General features: G+C 73.3%; 12 protein-coding genes. 3 read left to right on the forward strand and 9 right to left on the reverse strand.

The annotated features are described in order from the left end of the window. Positions 1–132 precede the first annotated feature (132 nt). The 8 genes from ACZ4W5_RS29765 to ACZ4W5_RS29800 form a co-directional block, all read right to left on the reverse strand. Entirely contained in the window at positions 133–1,452 is a 1,320-nt protein-coding gene (locus ACZ4W5_RS29765) for a flavin monoamine oxidase family protein (protein ID WP_360237719.1), read from the reverse strand. Beyond that, positions 1,449–1,682 (reverse strand): phosphopantetheine-binding protein, encoded by a 234-nt coding sequence (locus tag ACZ4W5_RS29770; protein WP_465657994.1) that lies wholly within the window; start codon positions 1,680–1,682, stop codon positions 1,449–1,451. The genes ACZ4W5_RS29765 and ACZ4W5_RS29770 overlap by 4 nt, the downstream gene beginning before the upstream one ends. 17 nt (positions 1,683–1,699) lie before the next feature. After that, the gene (locus tag ACZ4W5_RS29775; protein ID WP_465657996.1) at positions 1,700–3,265 is read right to left on the reverse strand and encodes an amino acid adenylation domain-containing protein; all 1,566 of its coding nucleotides are present in this window, start codon (positions 3,263–3,265) and stop codon (positions 1,700–1,702) included. A 63-nt stretch (positions 3,266–3,328) separates the two neighbouring features. Next, entirely contained in the window at positions 3,329–4,594 is a 1,266-nt protein-coding gene (locus ACZ4W5_RS29780) for an MFS transporter (protein WP_465657998.1), read from the reverse strand. 10 nt (positions 4,595–4,604) lie between these two features. Further along, positions 4,605–6,059, reverse strand: a complete 1,455-nt coding sequence (locus tag ACZ4W5_RS29785; protein WP_465657999.1) for a class-II fumarase/aspartase family protein — start codon at positions 6,057–6,059, stop codon at positions 4,605–4,607. Positions 6,060–6,161: 102 nt separating this feature from the next. Beyond that, on the reverse strand, positions 6,162–8,102 hold the full coding sequence (locus ACZ4W5_RS29790) for an FAD/NAD(P)-binding protein (RefSeq protein WP_465658001.1): 1,941 nt from the start codon (positions 8,100–8,102) through the stop codon (positions 6,162–6,164). A 42-nt stretch (positions 8,103–8,144) separates the two neighbouring features. Then, complete coding sequence (locus ACZ4W5_RS29795) at positions 8,145–9,860, reverse strand: class I adenylate-forming enzyme family protein (protein WP_465658003.1); 1,716 nt, start codon at positions 9,858–9,860, stop codon at positions 8,145–8,147. Further along, a complete protein-coding gene (locus ACZ4W5_RS29800) occupies positions 9,853–11,193 on the reverse strand; it encodes a KamA family radical SAM protein (protein WP_360237733.1) in 1,341 nt (446 codons plus the stop codon). The genes ACZ4W5_RS29795 and ACZ4W5_RS29800 overlap by 8 nt, the downstream gene beginning before the upstream one ends. Positions 11,194–11,759: 566 nt before the next feature. Here ACZ4W5_RS29800 and ACZ4W5_RS29805 point away from each other — a divergent pair. From ACZ4W5_RS29805 to ACZ4W5_RS29815, 3 genes are all read left to right on the forward strand, one after another. Beyond that, complete coding sequence (locus ACZ4W5_RS29805; protein ID WP_465658005.1) at positions 11,760–13,343, forward strand: class I adenylate-forming enzyme family protein; 1,584 nt, start codon at positions 11,760–11,762, stop codon at positions 13,341–13,343. A gap of 72 nt (positions 13,344–13,415) precedes the next feature. Then, positions 13,416–14,663 (forward strand): 5-aminolevulinate synthase, encoded by a 1,248-nt coding sequence (hemA, locus tag ACZ4W5_RS29810; RefSeq protein WP_360237737.1) that lies wholly within the window; start codon positions 13,416–13,418, stop codon positions 14,661–14,663. Next, complete coding sequence (locus ACZ4W5_RS29815; RefSeq protein WP_465658007.1) at positions 14,660–16,216, forward strand: long-chain-fatty-acid--CoA ligase; 1,557 nt, start codon at positions 14,660–14,662, stop codon at positions 16,214–16,216. Before hemA ends, ACZ4W5_RS29815 begins: the two co-directional genes overlap by 4 nt. Here ACZ4W5_RS29815 and ACZ4W5_RS29820 read toward each other — a convergent pair. Continuing rightward, entirely contained in the window at positions 16,170–16,865 is a 696-nt protein-coding gene (locus ACZ4W5_RS29820) for a helix-turn-helix transcriptional regulator (protein ID WP_465658009.1), read from the reverse strand. The two genes, ACZ4W5_RS29815 and ACZ4W5_RS29820, sit on opposite strands and share 47 nt — an antisense overlap. Positions 16,866–17,031: the final 166 nt, after the last annotated feature.

The following is a 17,031-nucleotide window of genomic DNA, read 5'->3' on the forward strand; positions in this document are numbered from 1 at the left end:
GGATTGTGTGGTGTGTGGGGTGTCTCCCCCTCCCCCCCCCCTCCCTTCCCCCCCCCCCCCCCCCCCCCCCCCCCCCCCCCCCCCCCCCCCCCCCCACGGCGATGTGACGATATATCAGTCGCTCGGGGCCGGTCAGTCGACCGGAGCGATCTCCTCCGCCGCCCGCAGGCCCGAGCGGATCGCGCCCTCCATCAGCCCGAAGAACTCGGTGCTGGTCTCCGTGCCGGCCCAGTGCACCCGGCCGAACGGCTCGGTCAGCTGCGGGCCCTGGGCCAGCCAGTCGCCCGGCCCGAACAGCGCGGCGTAGCAGCCGCGGCTGTACTCCTCGTTGATCCAGTCGGTGACGTGGTAGCCGATCGGCTCGGGCAGCTGCGGGAACAGCCGCCGGGCCTGGGCCAGGACGGCGCTGCGCTGCTCCTCGGCGGGCAGGGCCGCGAAGGTCCGGGCCTCGCTGCCGGTGACGAAGCCGGTCAGGATGCCGACGCCCTCGCCGGGGGGCGAGTCGTCCACGGTGGACAGCAGCGGCCCGTCGGAGCTGACCGACCAGCCGGACAGCCCGTGGTCGCGCCAGAGCGGCTTGGGGTGGATCAGGTGGACCTTGACGGCGCAGCCCCGGGCGGTGGCCGAGCTCGACCGCGGCGCGGGCAGCCCGGGCCGGAACTCGATGGTGTCGGCCAGCAGCGGCGGCAGCGCGATGACCACGCTGTCGCCCTCGTGCACGCCCTGGTCGGTGTGGACCCGGACCCGGTCGCCGATCTGCTCGACCAGGCGCACCGGCCGGGAGAGCAGCACCCGGTCGCCGAGCTTCTCCGCCAGCAGCTCGCTCAGCCGGTGCGCACCGCCGTCGACCCGCTCCTCCTGGGCGCCGCCCTGGAAGGCGTTGAGGTAGCGGATACCGCCGCCGGAGTTCAGGTAGAAGGCCATGTGCAGCACCGACACGTCGGCCGGGTCGGCGGCCATCATCTCGCCGAGGAACAGCGGGAAGAACAGCTTGGCGTCGGGGTGCTGGACGTTCTGCTCGACCCATTCGGCCACGGTGAGCCGGTCCAGCCGCTCCGCGTCCGGGGTGAGGTGCGGGGCGTCCGCGCGGACCGCCTTGGTGACCTCGTCCAGCAGGTCGAACATCTCGCCGAGGGCGATCGGGCTGAGCGGCGGGAAGCGGCCGTCGGTGCTCTCCGGGTCGCCGCCCAGGGAGAACCGGCTCTGGCCGAGCATGGTGGTGGGCGCGGTGGCCAGGCCGAGCCGCTCGATCAGCGCCTTGAGCTCGGTGTGGCGTTCGCCGAGGTAGGCGGCGCCCGCGTCGGCCCACTGGCCGGGGGCGACCTCGATGCCGTGGGTGCGGCCGCCGACCCGGTCGCGGGCCTCCAGGACGGTCACTTCGACGCCTCTGTCGGCCAGTTCGGTGGCGGCGGTGAGCCCGGCCAGGCCGGCGCCGACGACGATGACGCTCATCGGGCCGCACCTTCGATCAGCTTGGCCAGGGCGGCCGGGGTCGGGGCGTCGATGAAGTCGGCGATGCCGAACTCCGCGCCGAACTCGCGGGCGACCCCGCTGAGCACCCGGGTGGCGAGCAGGGAGTCCCCGCCCAGGTCGAAGAAGTCCGAGTCGGCGGTCACCTGGTCGGATTCCAGGACCCGGCCGAAGATGCCGATCACGCTGTCGACGGTACCAACGGTGGACACGGTCGTTCTCCTTGGCTTCAGTTGCTGGTGGCGTACATCTGGTGGGTCCGGCGCCGGTCGACCTTGCCGCTCGCGGTGAGGGCGAGTTCGGGCACCACGGTGATCCGGGACGGTACGAGGTGGCTCGGCCCCGACTGGCGCAGGTAGCGGGCGAGCCCGGCCGCGAGGGTGTCGGTGTCGGCGTGCGGACGGGGTGTCACATAGGCGACCAGGACGGTGTGGTCGCCCAGCGCGGCGCCGGTGGCGGCCCCCCCCCCCACGTCCGGGTGGGCGCAGATCTGGGCCTCGACCTCGCCCGGGCTGACCCGGATGCCGCGGACCTTGAGCTCGTCGTCGAGGCGGCCCTGGTGGACGAGGACGCCGTCCGGCTCCCGGCGGACCCGGTCGCCGGTGCGGAAGTAGCGCCCCGGCGCACCGGGCAGGTCGAGTTCGGCGAACCGCTCCGCGGTGACCTCCGGCAGGCCCCGGTAGCCGAGCGCCAGCCCGTCCCCGCCGATCAGCAGTTCGCCCTCCTCGCTGAGCTGCTCCCGGACGTGCGGCAGCGCCCGGCCGATCGGGACGACCCGGCCGGCCTCCGGGGCGAGGGCCGGGGCGGCGAACGGTCCGTGCAGGTCGATCGCGTGGGTGACCAGGGTGGTCTCGGTGCACCCGTAGGTGTTGACCAGGCGGACCGCGTCGGCGCCCGGCAGCGCGCACCAGTCGTCGATCCGGGCCGGCCGGGCCGCCTCGCCGCCGATGACGACGGTGCGCAGGCTCTCCGGCAGGGCGGCCCGCTCCTCGGTCTGGTCCTGCTCCTCGGTCAGGTGGTTGACGAACTCGTGCCAGAACGCCGTGGGCAGGTCCACCAGGGTGATCCGATGCCGCTCGACCATCCGCAGGAAGCGCGGGAAGGAGGCCGAGTAGGCGTCCGCGTCGAAGACCAGGGTGGCGCCGACGGTGAGCGCGGGCAGGATCTCCTCGAAGCAGGTGTCCCAGTTGAGCGAGGCGAACTGGAGCACCCGGTCGCCGGGGGCGACCGCGAACAGGGTGGCCAGCGAGGCGACCGAGGCGCCGATCGCCCGCCGCGGGGTGACCACCGGCTTGGGCTGCCCGGTGGAGCCCGAGGTGAACAGCAGGTAGGCGGGGGCGGCCGGATCGGGCTCGGGCAGCCAGCCGGCCGGGAAGGCCTCGGGCTGCTCGGTGCCCGCGGCCTCGGACGGGTCCAGCACCGGCACCCCGGCGGGCAGCCGCCCGGGGTCCGCGGCGATCGCGCTGCGCACCCCGGCGGCCGCCAGCAGCGCGGTCTTGCGCTCCAGCGGGAACGCGGGGTCGATCGGGCAGTAGGTGCCGCCGGCCGCGAGCACGCCGAGCAGCGCCGCCACGGTGTCCGCGGAGCGGGAGGTCAGCACGGCCACCGTGCCGCAGTCCGGGCCGAGCCGGGCGGCGATCCGCCGTACCCGCAGCTCCAGTTCGCCGTAGCTCACGGTCGACGTGTCGTCGATCACGGCGACGGCGTCCGGGTCGCGCCGGGCGGTCAGCAGGAACCGGCGCAGGACGTCCACCTCGGCCGGGTCGTACCCGGCCGGCCGGTTGTCGTCAGTCATGGGAAGCACCTCAGGTAGACGTGGACGGGGACGGGGACGTGGACGGGGGGAGCCGCGCTCCGGTCAACGGCGCGCCGAACCGGAGACGGGCACCGGCTCGCTCCCGCTTCCCTGCAGGCGCTGCTCCTTGCGCTGCTGCACCAGCAGCCCCGCGGTGGCGGCCACCGCGAGCACCATCACGGCGATGCCGTACACCGTCGCGGTGGACTTCAACCCGATGTGGCCCACGGCCACCCCGGCGGCGACGGCCGGCAGGCTGAACCCCAGGTAGCAGACGACGTACATGCTGGCGATCAGCTCGGCGCGGACGTCCGGTCCGGCCAGCGGCCCGACGGTCTGGAAGGCGCTCAGGAAGCCCGTCCCGAAGCCGTACCCGGCGATCACCGTGCCGACGAAGAACAGCGGGGTGGAGGCCGCGGCCAGGGCGCCCAGGGTGGCGCCGACCCCGACGAAGAAGGCCACGAAGCCGAGGGTCATGGTCTGCCGCGGCGGGTGGTTGCGGCGCAGCAGCGAGCCGACCGCCCCCGTCCCGGTCAGCGCGAAGATGACCAGGCCGCCGATGACGTGGTTGGAGATGTGCAGGATGCCGGCCGCGATGGACGGGCCGAGCGACATGTAGAGGCCGCCCAGCGCCCAGACCGCGAACAGGCAGGGCACCACCACCAGGAACATCGGCCTGGCCTCGCGCGGGATGCCCATCCGCGGCGTCAGCGAGGCCGGCGCGCCCGGGCGGCGCGGGGAGGTCTCGGCGAGCGCGGGGACGGCCAGCGCGCAGAGCACGAAGGCCGCGAGCAGCAGCGCGTACACCAGGGTCTGCGGGTGCGGCGCGTACTGGACCAGCAGGCCCGCGCCGAGCGCGCCCAGCGCCAGCCCGACGATCGGCGCGGCGCTGTTGACCAGCGGGCCGAGCCTGGGCCGGTGCTGCGGGGCGAGGTCCAGCATCGCGGCGCTGGTCGCCCCGGTGGCGGCGCCGGTGGCCAGGCCCTGCGCCACCCGGGCGGCCATCAGCCAGGCGACGCCGTCGGCGCGGATGAACAGCGCCATGCTGACCACCTCGACGACGAGCGCGGCGAGCAGCACCGGCCGACGGCCGACGTAGTCGGACAGTCCGCCGACCACCAGCAGCGCGACCAGCAGCGCCAGGGCGTAGGCCGCGAACACCTCGGTCAGGGTGATGGAGGAGAAGCCCCACTTGGCCTGGTAGACCACGTAGAGCGGGGACGGCGCGCTGGAGGCGAACAGCAGCAGGCACTGGGTGGTGGCGATCAGCCAGAACGCCACCGGACCGCGCAGCCCGCGGGGGCGCACCGCCGGGGAGAGGTCACTCATGCTGGCTCCTTCACGCGTGGTTCTCCTGGTGGCGCCGCAGCACGCGGTCCACCAGCTGTTCGGCGGCACCCAGGTAGCCCTCGGGGGCCAGCAGGTCCTGGACGGTGACGCCGGCCGGCAGCTTGGCCACCAGGTCCGCCCGGGCCTCCATCACCTCGGTGAACGAGCCCGCGCCGGAGGCGGACCGGCGGGCGCACTCGGCCAGCAGCTTCTTCGCCTCGGCCTTGCCCAGCAGCGGGGCGAGGGCGACGTTCAGCCGCTCGGAGACGATCGAGCCGCCGGTGAGCGCCAGGTTCTCCCGCATCCGCTCCGGGAAGACCTCCAGGCCCTCGGCGAGCTCCACGGCCGTGTACGCCGCGCCCGAGGCCAGCCGCAGCGCCTCGCGCAGCGGCTGCCACTCGGCGTGCCAGGCGCCGGGCGCCCGCTCGTCCTCGGCCACCATGCTCTGGGCCAGGATCATGGCCTGGGCGGGCAGTTGACGGGCGGCCGCCATGATGAGGGTGGCCAGCACCGGGTTGCGCTTCTGGGGCATCGCCGAGGAGACGCCGCGGCCCGCGGCGGCCGGTTCGGCGACCTCGCCGACCTCGGTGCGGGACATCCCCTGGACGTCCAGGGCGAACTTCCCCAGCGTCCCGGTGACGGAACTGAGCACCCAGCCGAGGTCGTTCAGCGGGACGCGCAGGCTGTGCCAGGGGGCGGAGGGCTCGCGCAGGCCGAGTTCGGCGGCGAAGCGCGCCGCGAGCTCGATCCCGTGGCCGGGCCGGTCGGCCGGGGTGGCCACGGCGTACTCCTGGTAGGCCGCCATCGTGCCGGCCGCGCCGCCCAGTTGGGCGGGCAGCAGGGCGGCGGTGCGGTCGACCCGCTCGACGGCGTCCAGCACCGAGTCCAGCCAGCCGGCCGCCTTGAGCCCGAAGGTGGTGGGCACGGCGTGCTGGGCCAGGGTGCGGGCGGCCATCGGGGTGGCGCGGTGCTCGTCGGCGAGTTTCGCCAGCGCCGCGGCCACCCGGGAGAGGTTCTGCCGGATGTCCGCCAGCACTCTCGCGCCGAGCAGCATCGCGGCCGAGTCCAGGATGTCCTGGCTGGTGCTGCCGAGGTGCACGTACCCGGCGGCGGCGGGGTCGACGGCGGCGACCGCCGCCGTCAGCTCCCGGACCAGGACGACGACCGGGTTGGCGGCGCCGCGGGCCTCGGCGGCCAGCTCCACGACGTCGATCCGGGCTCTCGCGGCGCCCTCGGCGATCGCTCCCGCCAGGTCGGCGGGTATCACGCCGAGGGACGCCTGGGCACGGGCCAGCGCGACCTCGGTCTCCAGCATCGCGGCGACCCATGCCTCGTCGCCCAGGGTTCGGAGCGCGTCGGTGCCCGCCCAGACCGGTGAGAGCAGTCCGGCGTCGACGCTCACCGGTGCGCGGTCACTGCCGCTCGGTCGGCGGACGGTCGAATCGGACGCGGTCTGGTCGGGCACTGCGCAGTCCTCCTTCTGATGGTTCAACTCAGGACTTTCTCAAGGTACTTGCCGGTACTACCGGTGGCCGGGGCCACCGGGTGGTGCGGTCGCGCCCGCCCCTCAGAGGGTGACCCGCACCCGCACCGCCGACGGCGAGCGCTGGCCCGGTTCGGCCGACAGGCAGGCCCGGGCGATCGCGTCGGCGTCGCCGAGGATCACCGAGTCGACCCCGGGCCGGATCCCGGCCGCGGTCGCCCAGTGCACCGTCTCGGTCGGCACCCCGAAGGCGTAGCGGTACGGGTGCACCCGGCCCGCCGCGTCGACCAGCCGGTACGGCCGCTCGGTGACCGTCAGCCCGCCGGTCTCCACGTGCCCGTCGGTGCCGGTGGGGATCAGGTACGGCCGGCAGGCCCGGCGCTCCAGCAGGTTGCGGACCAGCGGGTCCTCGGTGGTGCGGATGTCGACCTCGGGCAGCCGCGCCTCGATCAGCGCGGTCACCTCGACCTCCCCGCCGGGAACGGACGTGGAGTCGACCGTGAACCCGGCCCCCGCCGGTGCGGGCGTGACCCGCATGCCGGGAGCGAGCATGGTCACCACGCCCGCCTCGACCAGGGCGATCAGCTCCTCGATCCGTCTGGGCGGCGGACCGATCGAGACGTAGGCGTTGAGCGGCGTGTACCAGGCCTGCAGCTCGTCGCGGTAGGACTCGCCGGTGATCCCGGCGTGGTCGACCAGCAACCGGACTTCGTTGCGCAGGTCGCGCATGACGTCCAGGGCCGCTTTCAGCGCCCCTCGGACGTTGCCGCGCCGGGCCTCCACCAGGTCCTGCCGCAGGTGGCCGAGCAGCCAGTCCTGGAACTCGACCCGGCTGAGGAACTTGCGGTCCCCGTACGGCCGGGCGATCGCGTCCCAGTCCCAGCGGTCGGCCGGCCCGAGGCCGAACCGGCCGAGCAGCTCCTCGTCGTCCGCGCCCGGCAGCCGGTCGCCGTACTCCCGCAGGAAGGCGTCGGCCTGCTCGCCGCCGAGCCGCTCGGAGATCAGCGCGTGGTAGTAGACCCCGGTGACCTCGCGGTCGACCAGCGGCCAGATGTGCCGGGTGAACTCGACCTCGGCGCCCTGCCGGCGCTGCTCGCGCAGCACGTTGATCCGTTCCATGGTGCGGGAGTTGGGCCAGTGGCGCCCGAAGGCGCCCTTCTGGTTCTCGCCGCGCGCGTGGTACGGGATGCCGCGCCGGGAGCCGGCGTACATCAACGGCTCCCGGCCGGACGGGCGGTAGCGCAGCCGCTCGCCCTCCCGGACGAAGGTGCCGCCGCGGCCGGTGGTCAGCAGCGTCAGGTAGTCGAAGAAGTTGAGCCCCAGTCCCCGCAGCGCGACCGGCTGGCCCGGGGCGACGAAGTCCAGGTCGGCCTCGGCCGGGTTGGTCGGCGGCAGGTAGCCGAGGCCCTGCGCCCGGGCGTAGCCGTCCAGGCCCAGTTCGCCCGCGCTCGGCGGCATGTCCAGGTGCCCCTGGGCCAGGACGACGCTGTCCAGCAGCAGTCCGCTGCCGTCGTCCAGGGTGACGATCTGCGAACCGTCCTCGGCCTCGGTCAGGCTCACCGCGGTGTTGCGGTGCAGCCGGATCGAGACGTGGTCGGGGGCCGTGCTGACCAGGCGGTCGAGCACCCAGACCAGGTAGTGGCCGTAGAAGGCCCGGGAGGGGTAGGAGTCCGGGCCGAGCTCCGCGGCCTCCTTGCTCACCCACTCCGGGTACTCGAGGGGCTCCAGCTCGATGTCCAGCTTCGCCCACTCGTACAGGCTCGGTCCCGGACGTATCGGGCCTTCGCAGGTGACGCTCGGGTCGGTGAACATGGTGACCTGCGAGGCCACCGTGTTCATCAGCAGTTCGGTCGGCTGCGTGACGTCCCAGACCCGGCCGCCGCTGCCGACGTACGGATCCACCACGTGGATCACGACCGGGTGGCCGCCCTCCGTCGCGTTGACGGTTAACCGTTCCACGACGGAGAGACCCCGGGGACCGGCGCCGATGACGCCGATCGCACGTGTCTGCTTCTCTCCTGACATAGCTCTTCCTGGTAGCCGTGAAGGAGTGGAGGTGGAGCCGGACTACTGCTGGGCGGCCTCGGCCGTCAGCGCCGTGGCGTGCCGGGTGCGCAGCTCGCGCTTGAGCACCTTGCCGGTGGGGCCGGTCGGGAAGTCGCCCTCCTGCTCGGCCACGAAGACCGCGGCCAGCTCGGCCAGTCCGGCCGCCGCCAGGGCCTTGTTCGCCGCGTCGAGGATGGTGGCCGGCTCGGTGCCGGCCGCGCCCTCCTGGAGCCGGACCACGGCGATCGGCTGCTGGCCGTCACCGCGCGCGCCGGGCACGCCGATGACCGAACAGTCCATCACCAGGTCCTCGCAGTCGGCGATCAGCACCTCCTCCAGCGGGAGGCTGTAGACCGGGCCCGCGGCGGTGTTGATCACGTCGACCGTGCGGTCCAGGTGGTAGAACCGGCCGTCCTCGGTGCGGCGGGCGATGTCGCCGGTCAGCCAGTAGCCGGCCAGCTCGAAGCTGCGGGTCAGCTCCGGGTCGTTCCAGTAACCCGGGGTGCGGGACGGGGTCTTGACCGCGAGGTAGCCGACCGTGCCGTCCGGCACCTCGTTGCCGTCGTCGTCCAGGACGGCGGCGTGCTCGACCACCTCGACCGGCAGGCCGACGCAGCGGTCGTCGCGGGGCGTCTCCGGGGTGGTGACCTGGCCGAACAGCGCCATGCCCATCTCGGAGGAGCCCAGCCCGTCGACGAACCGGGAGCCGGGCAGCACCGCCTGGCCGGCGTCGCCCTCGGGGAGCAGCCAGGGCTGGATCAGGCCGGAGGGGCGCTCGCCGAGCCGCACCAGCCGGCGGATGTGGCCGTAGTGCGCCGAGTCGCCGGTGTTGAACCAGGTGTGCACCTTGGCGGCGGCCTCCACCGGCGCCTCGCCGGTGGCGAGTTCGACGAAGGTGCGGGCGAAGGAGGCGACCATGGTGGGCTGGAAGGCCTTCATCACCGGCTCCACCGCGGTGCGCCGCCAGTCGCCCATGGTCAGGGTGGGCAGGCCCAGCAGGATCGTGGTGAGCAGGTAGCTGAGACCGCCGGCGTGGGTGTGCGGCATCAGCGACAGCAGCCGGTCGTACGGCTCGGCCGGGAAGCGCACCATGCGCGTCTCCTTGCCGACCCAGAACTGGCGGTGGGCCACCATGGTGGACTTGGGGGTGCCGGTGGTGCCGGAGGAGTGGATCAGCCCCACCACATCCTCGGCGGCGTGCCGGTACGGGTAGACGTCCGGGAGCGTGCCCGACTCGGGGTCGTGCGCGCGGATCTCCGCGGACGGCACGATGAACCGGGGCCGCGGCTGGCCGGGCTTGTAGGCCGCCGAGATCAGCCGCGGGTCGTCCGCGACCAGGCCGACCACGCCGACGTGGTCCAGGTAGCGCTTGGCCGTCGGGATCGGCATCGCGTCGTTGACCAGCGCCGGGACGGCACCGAGCGCGGTGAGCGCCAGGAAGTGCAGGATCGGCTGCAGGCCCTCGGCGATGTAGAGCGCGACCGGATCGCCGGGCCGCACGCCGTTCGCCCAGTACCAGCGGGCGTACTGGTCGCGGATGGCCTCCAGTTCGCGCAGGCTGTACCCGCGCAGCGCCACCTGCCCGCGCTCGTCCGTCCGGTGGCTGTAGACCAGCGGCACGTCGGTGTTCGGGTTGTACTTGAGGGCGTACTGCAGGAAGTTGCCGGCCCCCAGGTCGGGCTCGACCAGGAACTTCTGCCGCACCGAGAGCGGCGCGATGGGGCTGAGGTCACTCATGGGAGCTCCTGGTGCTCGGGACGGTTTCGGACACTGCGACGTGGGAGCGCCACCACTCGCGCCCCGCCTCGCCGAGGGTCTGGATCGGGTCGTAGTACTCGTACGACTTGGCGAGCGCGTACGGGTCGTCCTGTTCCAGTGAGGTGACGTAGTTCTTGGACCAGTACGAGATGCCGCGCTCACGGTCGTAGTGCTCGGTCTGGTGCACCCAGCGCTTGCCGACGAACGGCACGTCGCAGACCAGCCGGGGCGTGGCGAAGCCCGGCAGGTACCCCATGACCGCCTGCTGCAACGCCTGGGTCTCCCACAGGGCGAGGCGCCAGTGCTCGGCGTTCGGGATCATGTCGCAGAGGTAGAAGTAGTACGGCATCACCCCGGCGCCGTCGAGCAGCGCGAAGCACAGGTCGAGCAGCGACTCGGGGGTGTCGTTGACCCCGCGCAGCATGACGCCCTGGTTGCGCACGTCGCGCACGCCGAGGTCGAGCATGCTCCGGGCGGCCCGCGCGTTCAGCGGGGTCACCTGCTGCGCGGAGTTGGTGTGGGTGTGCACGGCCAGGCTGACGCCGCGCTCGCGCGCGGTGGCGGCCAGCCGGCCCATGGTGCGCTGGGCGTCGTCGCTGAGCCAGTGCTGCGGCAGGTCCATCAGCGCCTTGGAGGCGAGCCGGATGTCCCGGATGTGGTCCAGCTCCAGCAGCGCCGAGACGAAGGACTCCAGCCGGGGCCACGGCACGTTGGCCACGTCGCCGCCGGAGACCACCACGTCGCGGACGGTCGGTGTCCGGCGTAAGTAGTCCAGCATGGCGTCGTGGCGGTCGGCCTGCTTGACCGTGAACTTCAACTTGAGGATCTGCGGCGTCGAGTTGCCGACCAGGTCCATCCGGGTGCAGTGCCCGCAGTACTGGGGGCAGGTGGAGACCAACTCGGCCAGCACCTTGGTCGGGTAACGGTGGGTCAGGCCCTCGACCACCCACATCTCGGCCTCGTGCAGCGAGTCCCGCGAGGCGTACGGGTGCGAGGGCCACTCGGGGTCCCGGTCGGAGAACACCGGGAGCATGTGCCGGCGCACCGGGTCGGCGTACATGCTCTCGGCGTCCGGCTCGGCGTGCGGCACCATCATGCTGAGCACGTACGGCGGCAGCAGCAGCGACATGGTCGCCCGCTCCGCCTGGTCGCGCTCCACGTCGAGGTAGAACTCCTCGGACAGCAGGTCACCGTAGACCGACCTGAGCTGGCGGACGTTCTTCACGCAGTGCACCCGCTGCCACTGCGGATCGTGCCACTCCTGCTCGGTCACCTCGCGCCAGCCGGGGATCCGCCGCCAGTCGGGCTCCACGAGGGCTCTGTACCGATATGAGTAAGGCTGTTGCAACACACTTCCCCCGCAACATCGGTGTAGTGGGAAAAACCGGCGCGGTCGTGACATGGGAACGAGCGGCCCGAAGCCGCCCGTCGGATAGCCCGTCAGGAAAGTGAGAAAAGTCGTCCGGAGCCGAGGAGATACGGCCCGCTCAGTCCCCCGTGTCACGGCACGGCTCGGTGCCTTGCCGGGATCGATCCTGCGCCGTCCGGGAGCGGCGATCAAGCACGATTCCCGAATCGATCCATCCGCCCACCAGATCGTTGCAGGTCAGCCGTTCTGCGCCGTTCCCCCCTCCGTGATCGACGGCACAGACTGTTCACATTCGCCCCGCTCCCCCGCTCCCGGGGAGCCCCCGACGGGCAGCGCACCAGCGGCCCCGGGTGGCCTACCCGTTCGGGTACCCCCGTGGTGCAGCCGGCCCGGGCGCACCATCGACGTGCCCGAACACGCCTGTTCCGCGCCGGCGGCGACCAGAAGACTCCAGCTGTCAGGTCAACGGCTGACCGCCGGATGCGGCGGGGCGGTGAGGAGAGGGCGGCATGGTGACTGCGGGCTGGGCCTGGTGGTCGGACGCGGGCGGCTACGTGCCCGAGGTACTGGCGGCACTGGCGGAGCACCCCGGCAAGGTGGTGCTGCGCTACCCGGGTACGGAGCTGACCGCGGAGGACTACCTGCGGGCCGTCACCGGCACCTACCGCACCCTGCGGGCCAACGGCGTCGGGCGCGGCACCGTGGTCGCCGTGCTCACCGCGCCCAACAGCCCGGACATGCTCAGCGTGCGGCACGCCGCCCACCTGGCCGGCGCCGCGGTCTGCTACCTGCGCTCCACCAACCCGGGCACCAGCACGGCGATGCTGCCGCTCGCCGACCAGCTCGGCATCGTGCGGGACACCGGTGCGACCGTGCTGTACGCCGACCGGACCAGCGCGGCGCGGGCCGCCGAACTGGCCGAGCGGTCCGGGGCCGTGCTGGTCGGCCCCGGGCAGGACGGGTCCGCCGGGACGGCGCTCACCGACGACCCCGGGGCCGTCCCCCCGGAGCGCGGGGAGCCCGACGACCTGGCGGTCATCATGTTCACCAGCGGCAGCACCGGCCGCCCCAAGGGGATCCGCAAGTCGCTGCGGTCCTGGGAGGGCACCGTGCGGATCGCGGTCGACACCCCCGCGGAGGCCGCCGAGATCACCGCCCTGTACAGCACCCCGCTGAGCCACAGCGCCGGCCTCCTGGTCGACGGCGCCCTGGCGGTGGGCGGCAGCGTCGTGCTGCTGCCGGAGTTCGACGCGCCACAGGTGGTGCGCGCCGTGATCGAGCACCGCGTCACCCGCACCTTCATGGCCACCACCCAGCTGTACCGGCTGCTCGACCACCTCGAGGACCTGGGGCACCGCGACGCCCGGTCGGCCGGACTGGCCGGCCTGCGGAGCCTGAGCTACAGCGGGACGTCGGCGGCGCCCAGCCGCCTCGCCGTCGCCCACGAGGTGTTCGGCCCGATCCTGCTGCAGCTCTACGGCACCACGGAGAGCGGCCGGATCAGCTACCTCGACCCGGCCGGGCACGCCGACGCCGGCCTGGCCGCCACGGTCGGCCGGGTCTTCCCCGAGGTCGAGCTGGAGGTGCGCGACCCGGACACCGGGGTGCCGCTGGCCGACGGCCAGGTCGGTGAGATCCGGATGCGCTCCCCGCAGCTCATGGACGGCTACCTCGACCCGGCCCTGGACGCCGGCGTGCTGCGCGACGGCTGGTACCGCACCGGCGACATCGGCTACCGCGACGACCGCGGCTACCTCCACCTGCTCGACCGGGTCTCCGACGTGGTCAAGGTCGACGGGGTCAAGATCTACCCGGCCGTGGTCGAGCGCGAGCTGCTGACCGTCCCCGGTGTCGCCCTCGCGGCCGTCTACGGGGTGCGCGACGCCGACGGCACCGAGCACCTCCACGCCGCCCTGACCTGCCGCCCCGGCACGCTCGTCGAACCCGAGGCGGTGCGCAAGCACATCAGCGCCAACCTCTCCCCGGCCCTGGCCCCCGAGCGGGTGCTGGTGCTCGACGAACTCCCCATGAACCCGACCGGCAAGCCCGACAAGGCACGGCTGCGCGAGCACAGCGCCGCCGCCACCGCCTGAGGCCCCGCGTCAACCCGAACTCCCGTACCGGTCAAGCCATTTCGCATTTCGTGTCGAACGAGAGGAACTCCCATGCCCCGGCACCTCGACTACTTCACCGAGCAGCTCACCGAGGAGCAGCGCCGTACCCGCACCTTCCTGGAGATCGGCCGCCGTGCCGGCAGCTTCCCCAGCGCGATCGCCCGCACCGCCGACGAGGACAACGAGATCACCGTCTGGTGCAGCAACGACTACCTCGGGATGGGGCAGCACCCCTCCGTCCTGGCCGCCGTCCACGACGCCGTGGCCCGGTTCGGCGCCGGCTCCGGCGGCTCCCGCAACATCGGCGGCACCAACCACCGCCACGTGGAGCTGGAGCGCGAACTCGCGGACTGGCACCGCAAGGACGCCGCACTGCTCTTCGCCTCCGGCTACACCGCCAACGACGGCGCGCTCGCGGTGATCGCGGGCAACCCCAAGGGCACCGTGGTCTTCTCCGACGAGCTGAACCACGCGTCGATGATCGACGGCCTGCGGCGCAGCGGCGCCCAGAAGCGCATCTTCCGCCACAACGACGTCGCGCACCTGGCCGAACTCCTCGCGGCGACCGATCCGGAGGCGCCCAAGCTGATCGTGCTGGAGTCGGTGTACTCCATGTCCGGTGACGTGGCGCCGCTCGCCGAGATCGCCGACCTGGCCGAGCAGTACGGCGCGACCACCTTCCTCGACGAGGTGCACGCCATCGGCATGTACGGCCCCGAGGGCGCGGGCATCGCCGCCCGCGAGGGCATCGCCCACCGGTTCGACGTCATCATGGGCACCCTCGCCAAGGGCCTCGGCACCGCCGGCGGTTACATCGCCGGGCCGCAGGACCTGGTCGACGCGGTGCGCACCATGTCGCGGGCGTTCGTCTTCACCACCTCGCTGCCGCCCGCGACCGCGGCCGGCGCCCTGGCCGCCGTGCGCCACCTGCGCGGCTCCGACGCCGAGCGGGAGAGCCTGGCCCGCAACGCCCAGCTGCTGCACCGGCTGCTCCAGGAGGCCGACGTGCCGTTCCTGTCGACCGACTCGCACATCGTCTCGGCGCTGGTCGGCGACGACGCCCTGTGCAAGGAGGCCTCGGCGCTCCTGCTGGACCGGCACAAGCTGTACGTCCAGGCCATCAACGCCCCCAGCGTCCGCGCCGGCGAGGAACTGCTGCGGATCGCCCCGTCGGCGACCCACACGGAGGCCGACGTGGAGAAGTTCGCCCAGGCCCTGGCGGGCATCTGGCAGGAGCTGGGGATCGCCACCGCGTCCGACCGCGCGGCCGGGCACACCACCGCGAAGGAGCTTGTGTGACCCGCTCCCTGGCCGCCGTGCTCGCCGATACGGCGGCACGGCGGCCGGACCGTCCGGCCCTGGTCCAGGACGACACCGTCGTCACCTACCGGCAGCTGTGGGACCGGGCCCGCCACTACGCCGCGGTGCTGCGCCACCACGGCGTCGGCCCGGGCGACCGGGTGGTCCTGATGCTGCCCAACTCCCCCCGCTTCCCGGCCGCGTACTTCGGGGTCCTCGCCCTGGGCGCGGTCGTGGTGCCGATGAACGCGCAGTCCCGCACCGCCGAGGTGGAGTTCGTGCTCAAGGACTGCGATGCGCGCGCCCTGGTCTGCGAGGGCACCGTCGTCGGACAGGGCGGGCCGGCGGCCGCGGCCGCCGGGATCGAGCTGTTCACCGTGGCGGACGAGCGCTCCGGCGGGATCGACCTCGACGCCCCCCACCCCGGGCAGCCGGTCACCGAGTTCGTGGCGGTCGCCCCGGAGGACCTGGCGGCGATCCTCTACACCTCGGGCACCACCGGCCGCCCCAAGGGCGCGATGCTCACCCACCGCAACGTCGTCACCAACATCGAGGTGACCGCCGTCTCCCCCTTCGCGGTCCAGGACGACGACGTGCTCTACGGGTGCCTGCCGCTGTCGCACACCTTCGGGCAGGTCTGCGTCATGGGCACCTGCTTCCTGGCCGGCGCCACCCTCGTCCTGGCGCCCCGGTTCGCCGCCGAGCAGGCCCTCCAGGAGATGGCGCGCCACGGCTGCACCGTCTTCATGGGCGTGCCGACCATGTACCACGCGCTGCTGGAGGCGGTGGCCGCGGGCGCGCCCGCGCACCGGCTGCGGCGCGCCTACAGCGGCGGATCCGCCCTGGCGGTCGCGGTCCTGACGCAGGTCCGGGAGGTCCTCGGCTGCGAGGTGTACGAGGGGTACGGCCTGACCGAGACCTCGCCCTGCGTCTCGTACAACCACCCGGGGACGCCGCCGCGGCCCGGCACCGTCGGGCTGCCGGTCACCGGTGTGGAGGTGGCCGTCGCCCGCGCCGACCTGGAGGGCCGGGTGGAGCTGCTGCCCGTGGGCGAGGTGGGCGAGGTCGTCGTCCGGGGCCACAACGTGATGGCCGGGTACCTCGGCCTGCCGAAGGCCACCGCCGAGGTGCTGGTGGACGGCTGGTTCCGGTCCGGGGACCTCGGGCGCCTGGCGCCGGACGGCTACCTCACGCTGGTGGACCGGAAGAAGGACGTGATCATCCAGGGCGGCTACAACGTCTACCCGCGCGAGGTCGAGGAGGTGCTGCTGCGCCACCCGGGCGTCGAGCAGATCGCGGTGGTGGGTGTCCCGGATCCGGCCCGCGGCGAGCAGGTCTGCGCCGTCGTGGTCCGCCGGGACGGCTTCGGCACGGACGCCGAACTCGTCGAGGGACTGGACGAGTTGGCCCGCCGGGAGTTGACCGGCTACAAGCGGCCGCGCCGGGTGGAGTTCGTCGAGCGGCTGCCGCTCGGCCCCAGCGGCAAGGTCCTCAAGCGCGAGCTGGTCACGCTGCTGCCGGCTTCGCCAGCAGGCCGAGTTCCATCGCCCTGACCACGGCGAGGGTGCGGTTGGGGCTGTTGAGCTTGGCGAGGATGTTCCCCATCAGCCGCTTGACGCCGTTCTCGGAGATGCCCAGGGAGCGGGCGGCCTGCTTGTTGCTGAGGCCGCCCGCGACCAGTTCCAGCACCTGGGTCTCCCGCGCCGTCAGCGCGACGGCGGGGCCGGGGTCGGCGGGCACCAGCAGGCGCCGCGCCAGGCTCGCCGACACGTGGAAGCGCCCGGCGGACACGTCCGAGACCGCCTCCCGCAGCAGGCTGAGGTGCAGGGCCGACCGGTCCACGAAGCCGTGCACGTGCGGGGCCCAGGCCGGGGTCATCCGCTCCTCCGGGCCGACCAGGACCACCAGGCGCACGTCGTGGTCGCGCAGCCGCCGGGCCGGCGCCGCGTCCGGGGCCTCCGCCAGTTCGGCGGCGGAGGTGAGCAGCAGGTCCGGCGAGAGTTTCGGGGCCGCCGCCGCGGCGTCGGCGACGGTCGGGTAGCTGAAGATGCTCGCGATCGACTCCAGGGAGTGCAGCATCCCTTCGAGCCCGTAGCGGTGGATGTCCTTGCGGACCGCCAGGGCCACGGTGAGGCCCGGCGAGGACCGGGAGAACCGGGAGGGCTGGAAGGGCTGGGAGGACTGGGACGTCGGAAGGGACATGATCTCCTTCTCCTGTACGAGGGTGGGGTCCTCGGGTCGTGCGAGGGTGGGCGGCCCCGCCGGGGGGGGCCCCCCTCCGCTCCCGTCCGCCGGAGGCCGTCTGGCCGGAACGGCTCCCCCCCCCGGCGGGGAAAGGGCGCCGGGGTGGTTTTTCGGGTGGCCGCCA

This window comes from Kitasatospora sp. NPDC029367 (assembly GCF_055569135.1).

Excerpts from the sequence above, each read along its gene's own strand:
- ACZ4W5_RS29765 (WP_360237719.1), bottom strand. The coding sequence starts at position 1,452 with ATGAGCGTCATCGTCGTCGGCGCCGGCCTGGCCGGGCTCACCGCCGCC.
- ACZ4W5_RS29775 (WP_465657996.1), bottom strand. The coding sequence starts at position 3,265 with ATGACTGACGACAACCGGCCGGCCGGGTACGACCCGGCCGAGGTGGAC.
- ACZ4W5_RS29780 (WP_465657998.1), bottom strand. The coding sequence starts at position 4,594 with ATGAGTGACCTCTCCCCGGCGGTGCGCCCCCGCGGGCTGCGCGGTCCG.
- ACZ4W5_RS29790 (WP_465658001.1), bottom strand. The coding sequence starts at position 8,102 with ATGTCAGGAGAGAAGCAGACACGTGCGATCGGCGTCATCGGCGCCGGT.
- ACZ4W5_RS29795 (WP_465658003.1), bottom strand. The coding sequence starts at position 9,860 with ATGAGTGACCTCAGCCCCATCGCGCCGCTCTCGGTGCGGCAGAAGTTC.
- ACZ4W5_RS29805 (WP_465658005.1), top strand. The coding sequence starts at position 11,760 with ATGGTGACTGCGGGCTGGGCCTGGTGGTCGGACGCGGGCGGCTACGTG.
- hemA (WP_360237737.1), top strand. The coding sequence starts at position 13,416 with ATGCCCCGGCACCTCGACTACTTCACCGAGCAGCTCACCGAGGAGCAG.
- ACZ4W5_RS29820 (WP_465658009.1), bottom strand. The coding sequence starts at position 16,865 with ATGTCCCTTCCGACGTCCCAGTCCTCCCAGCCCTTCCAGCCCTCCCGG.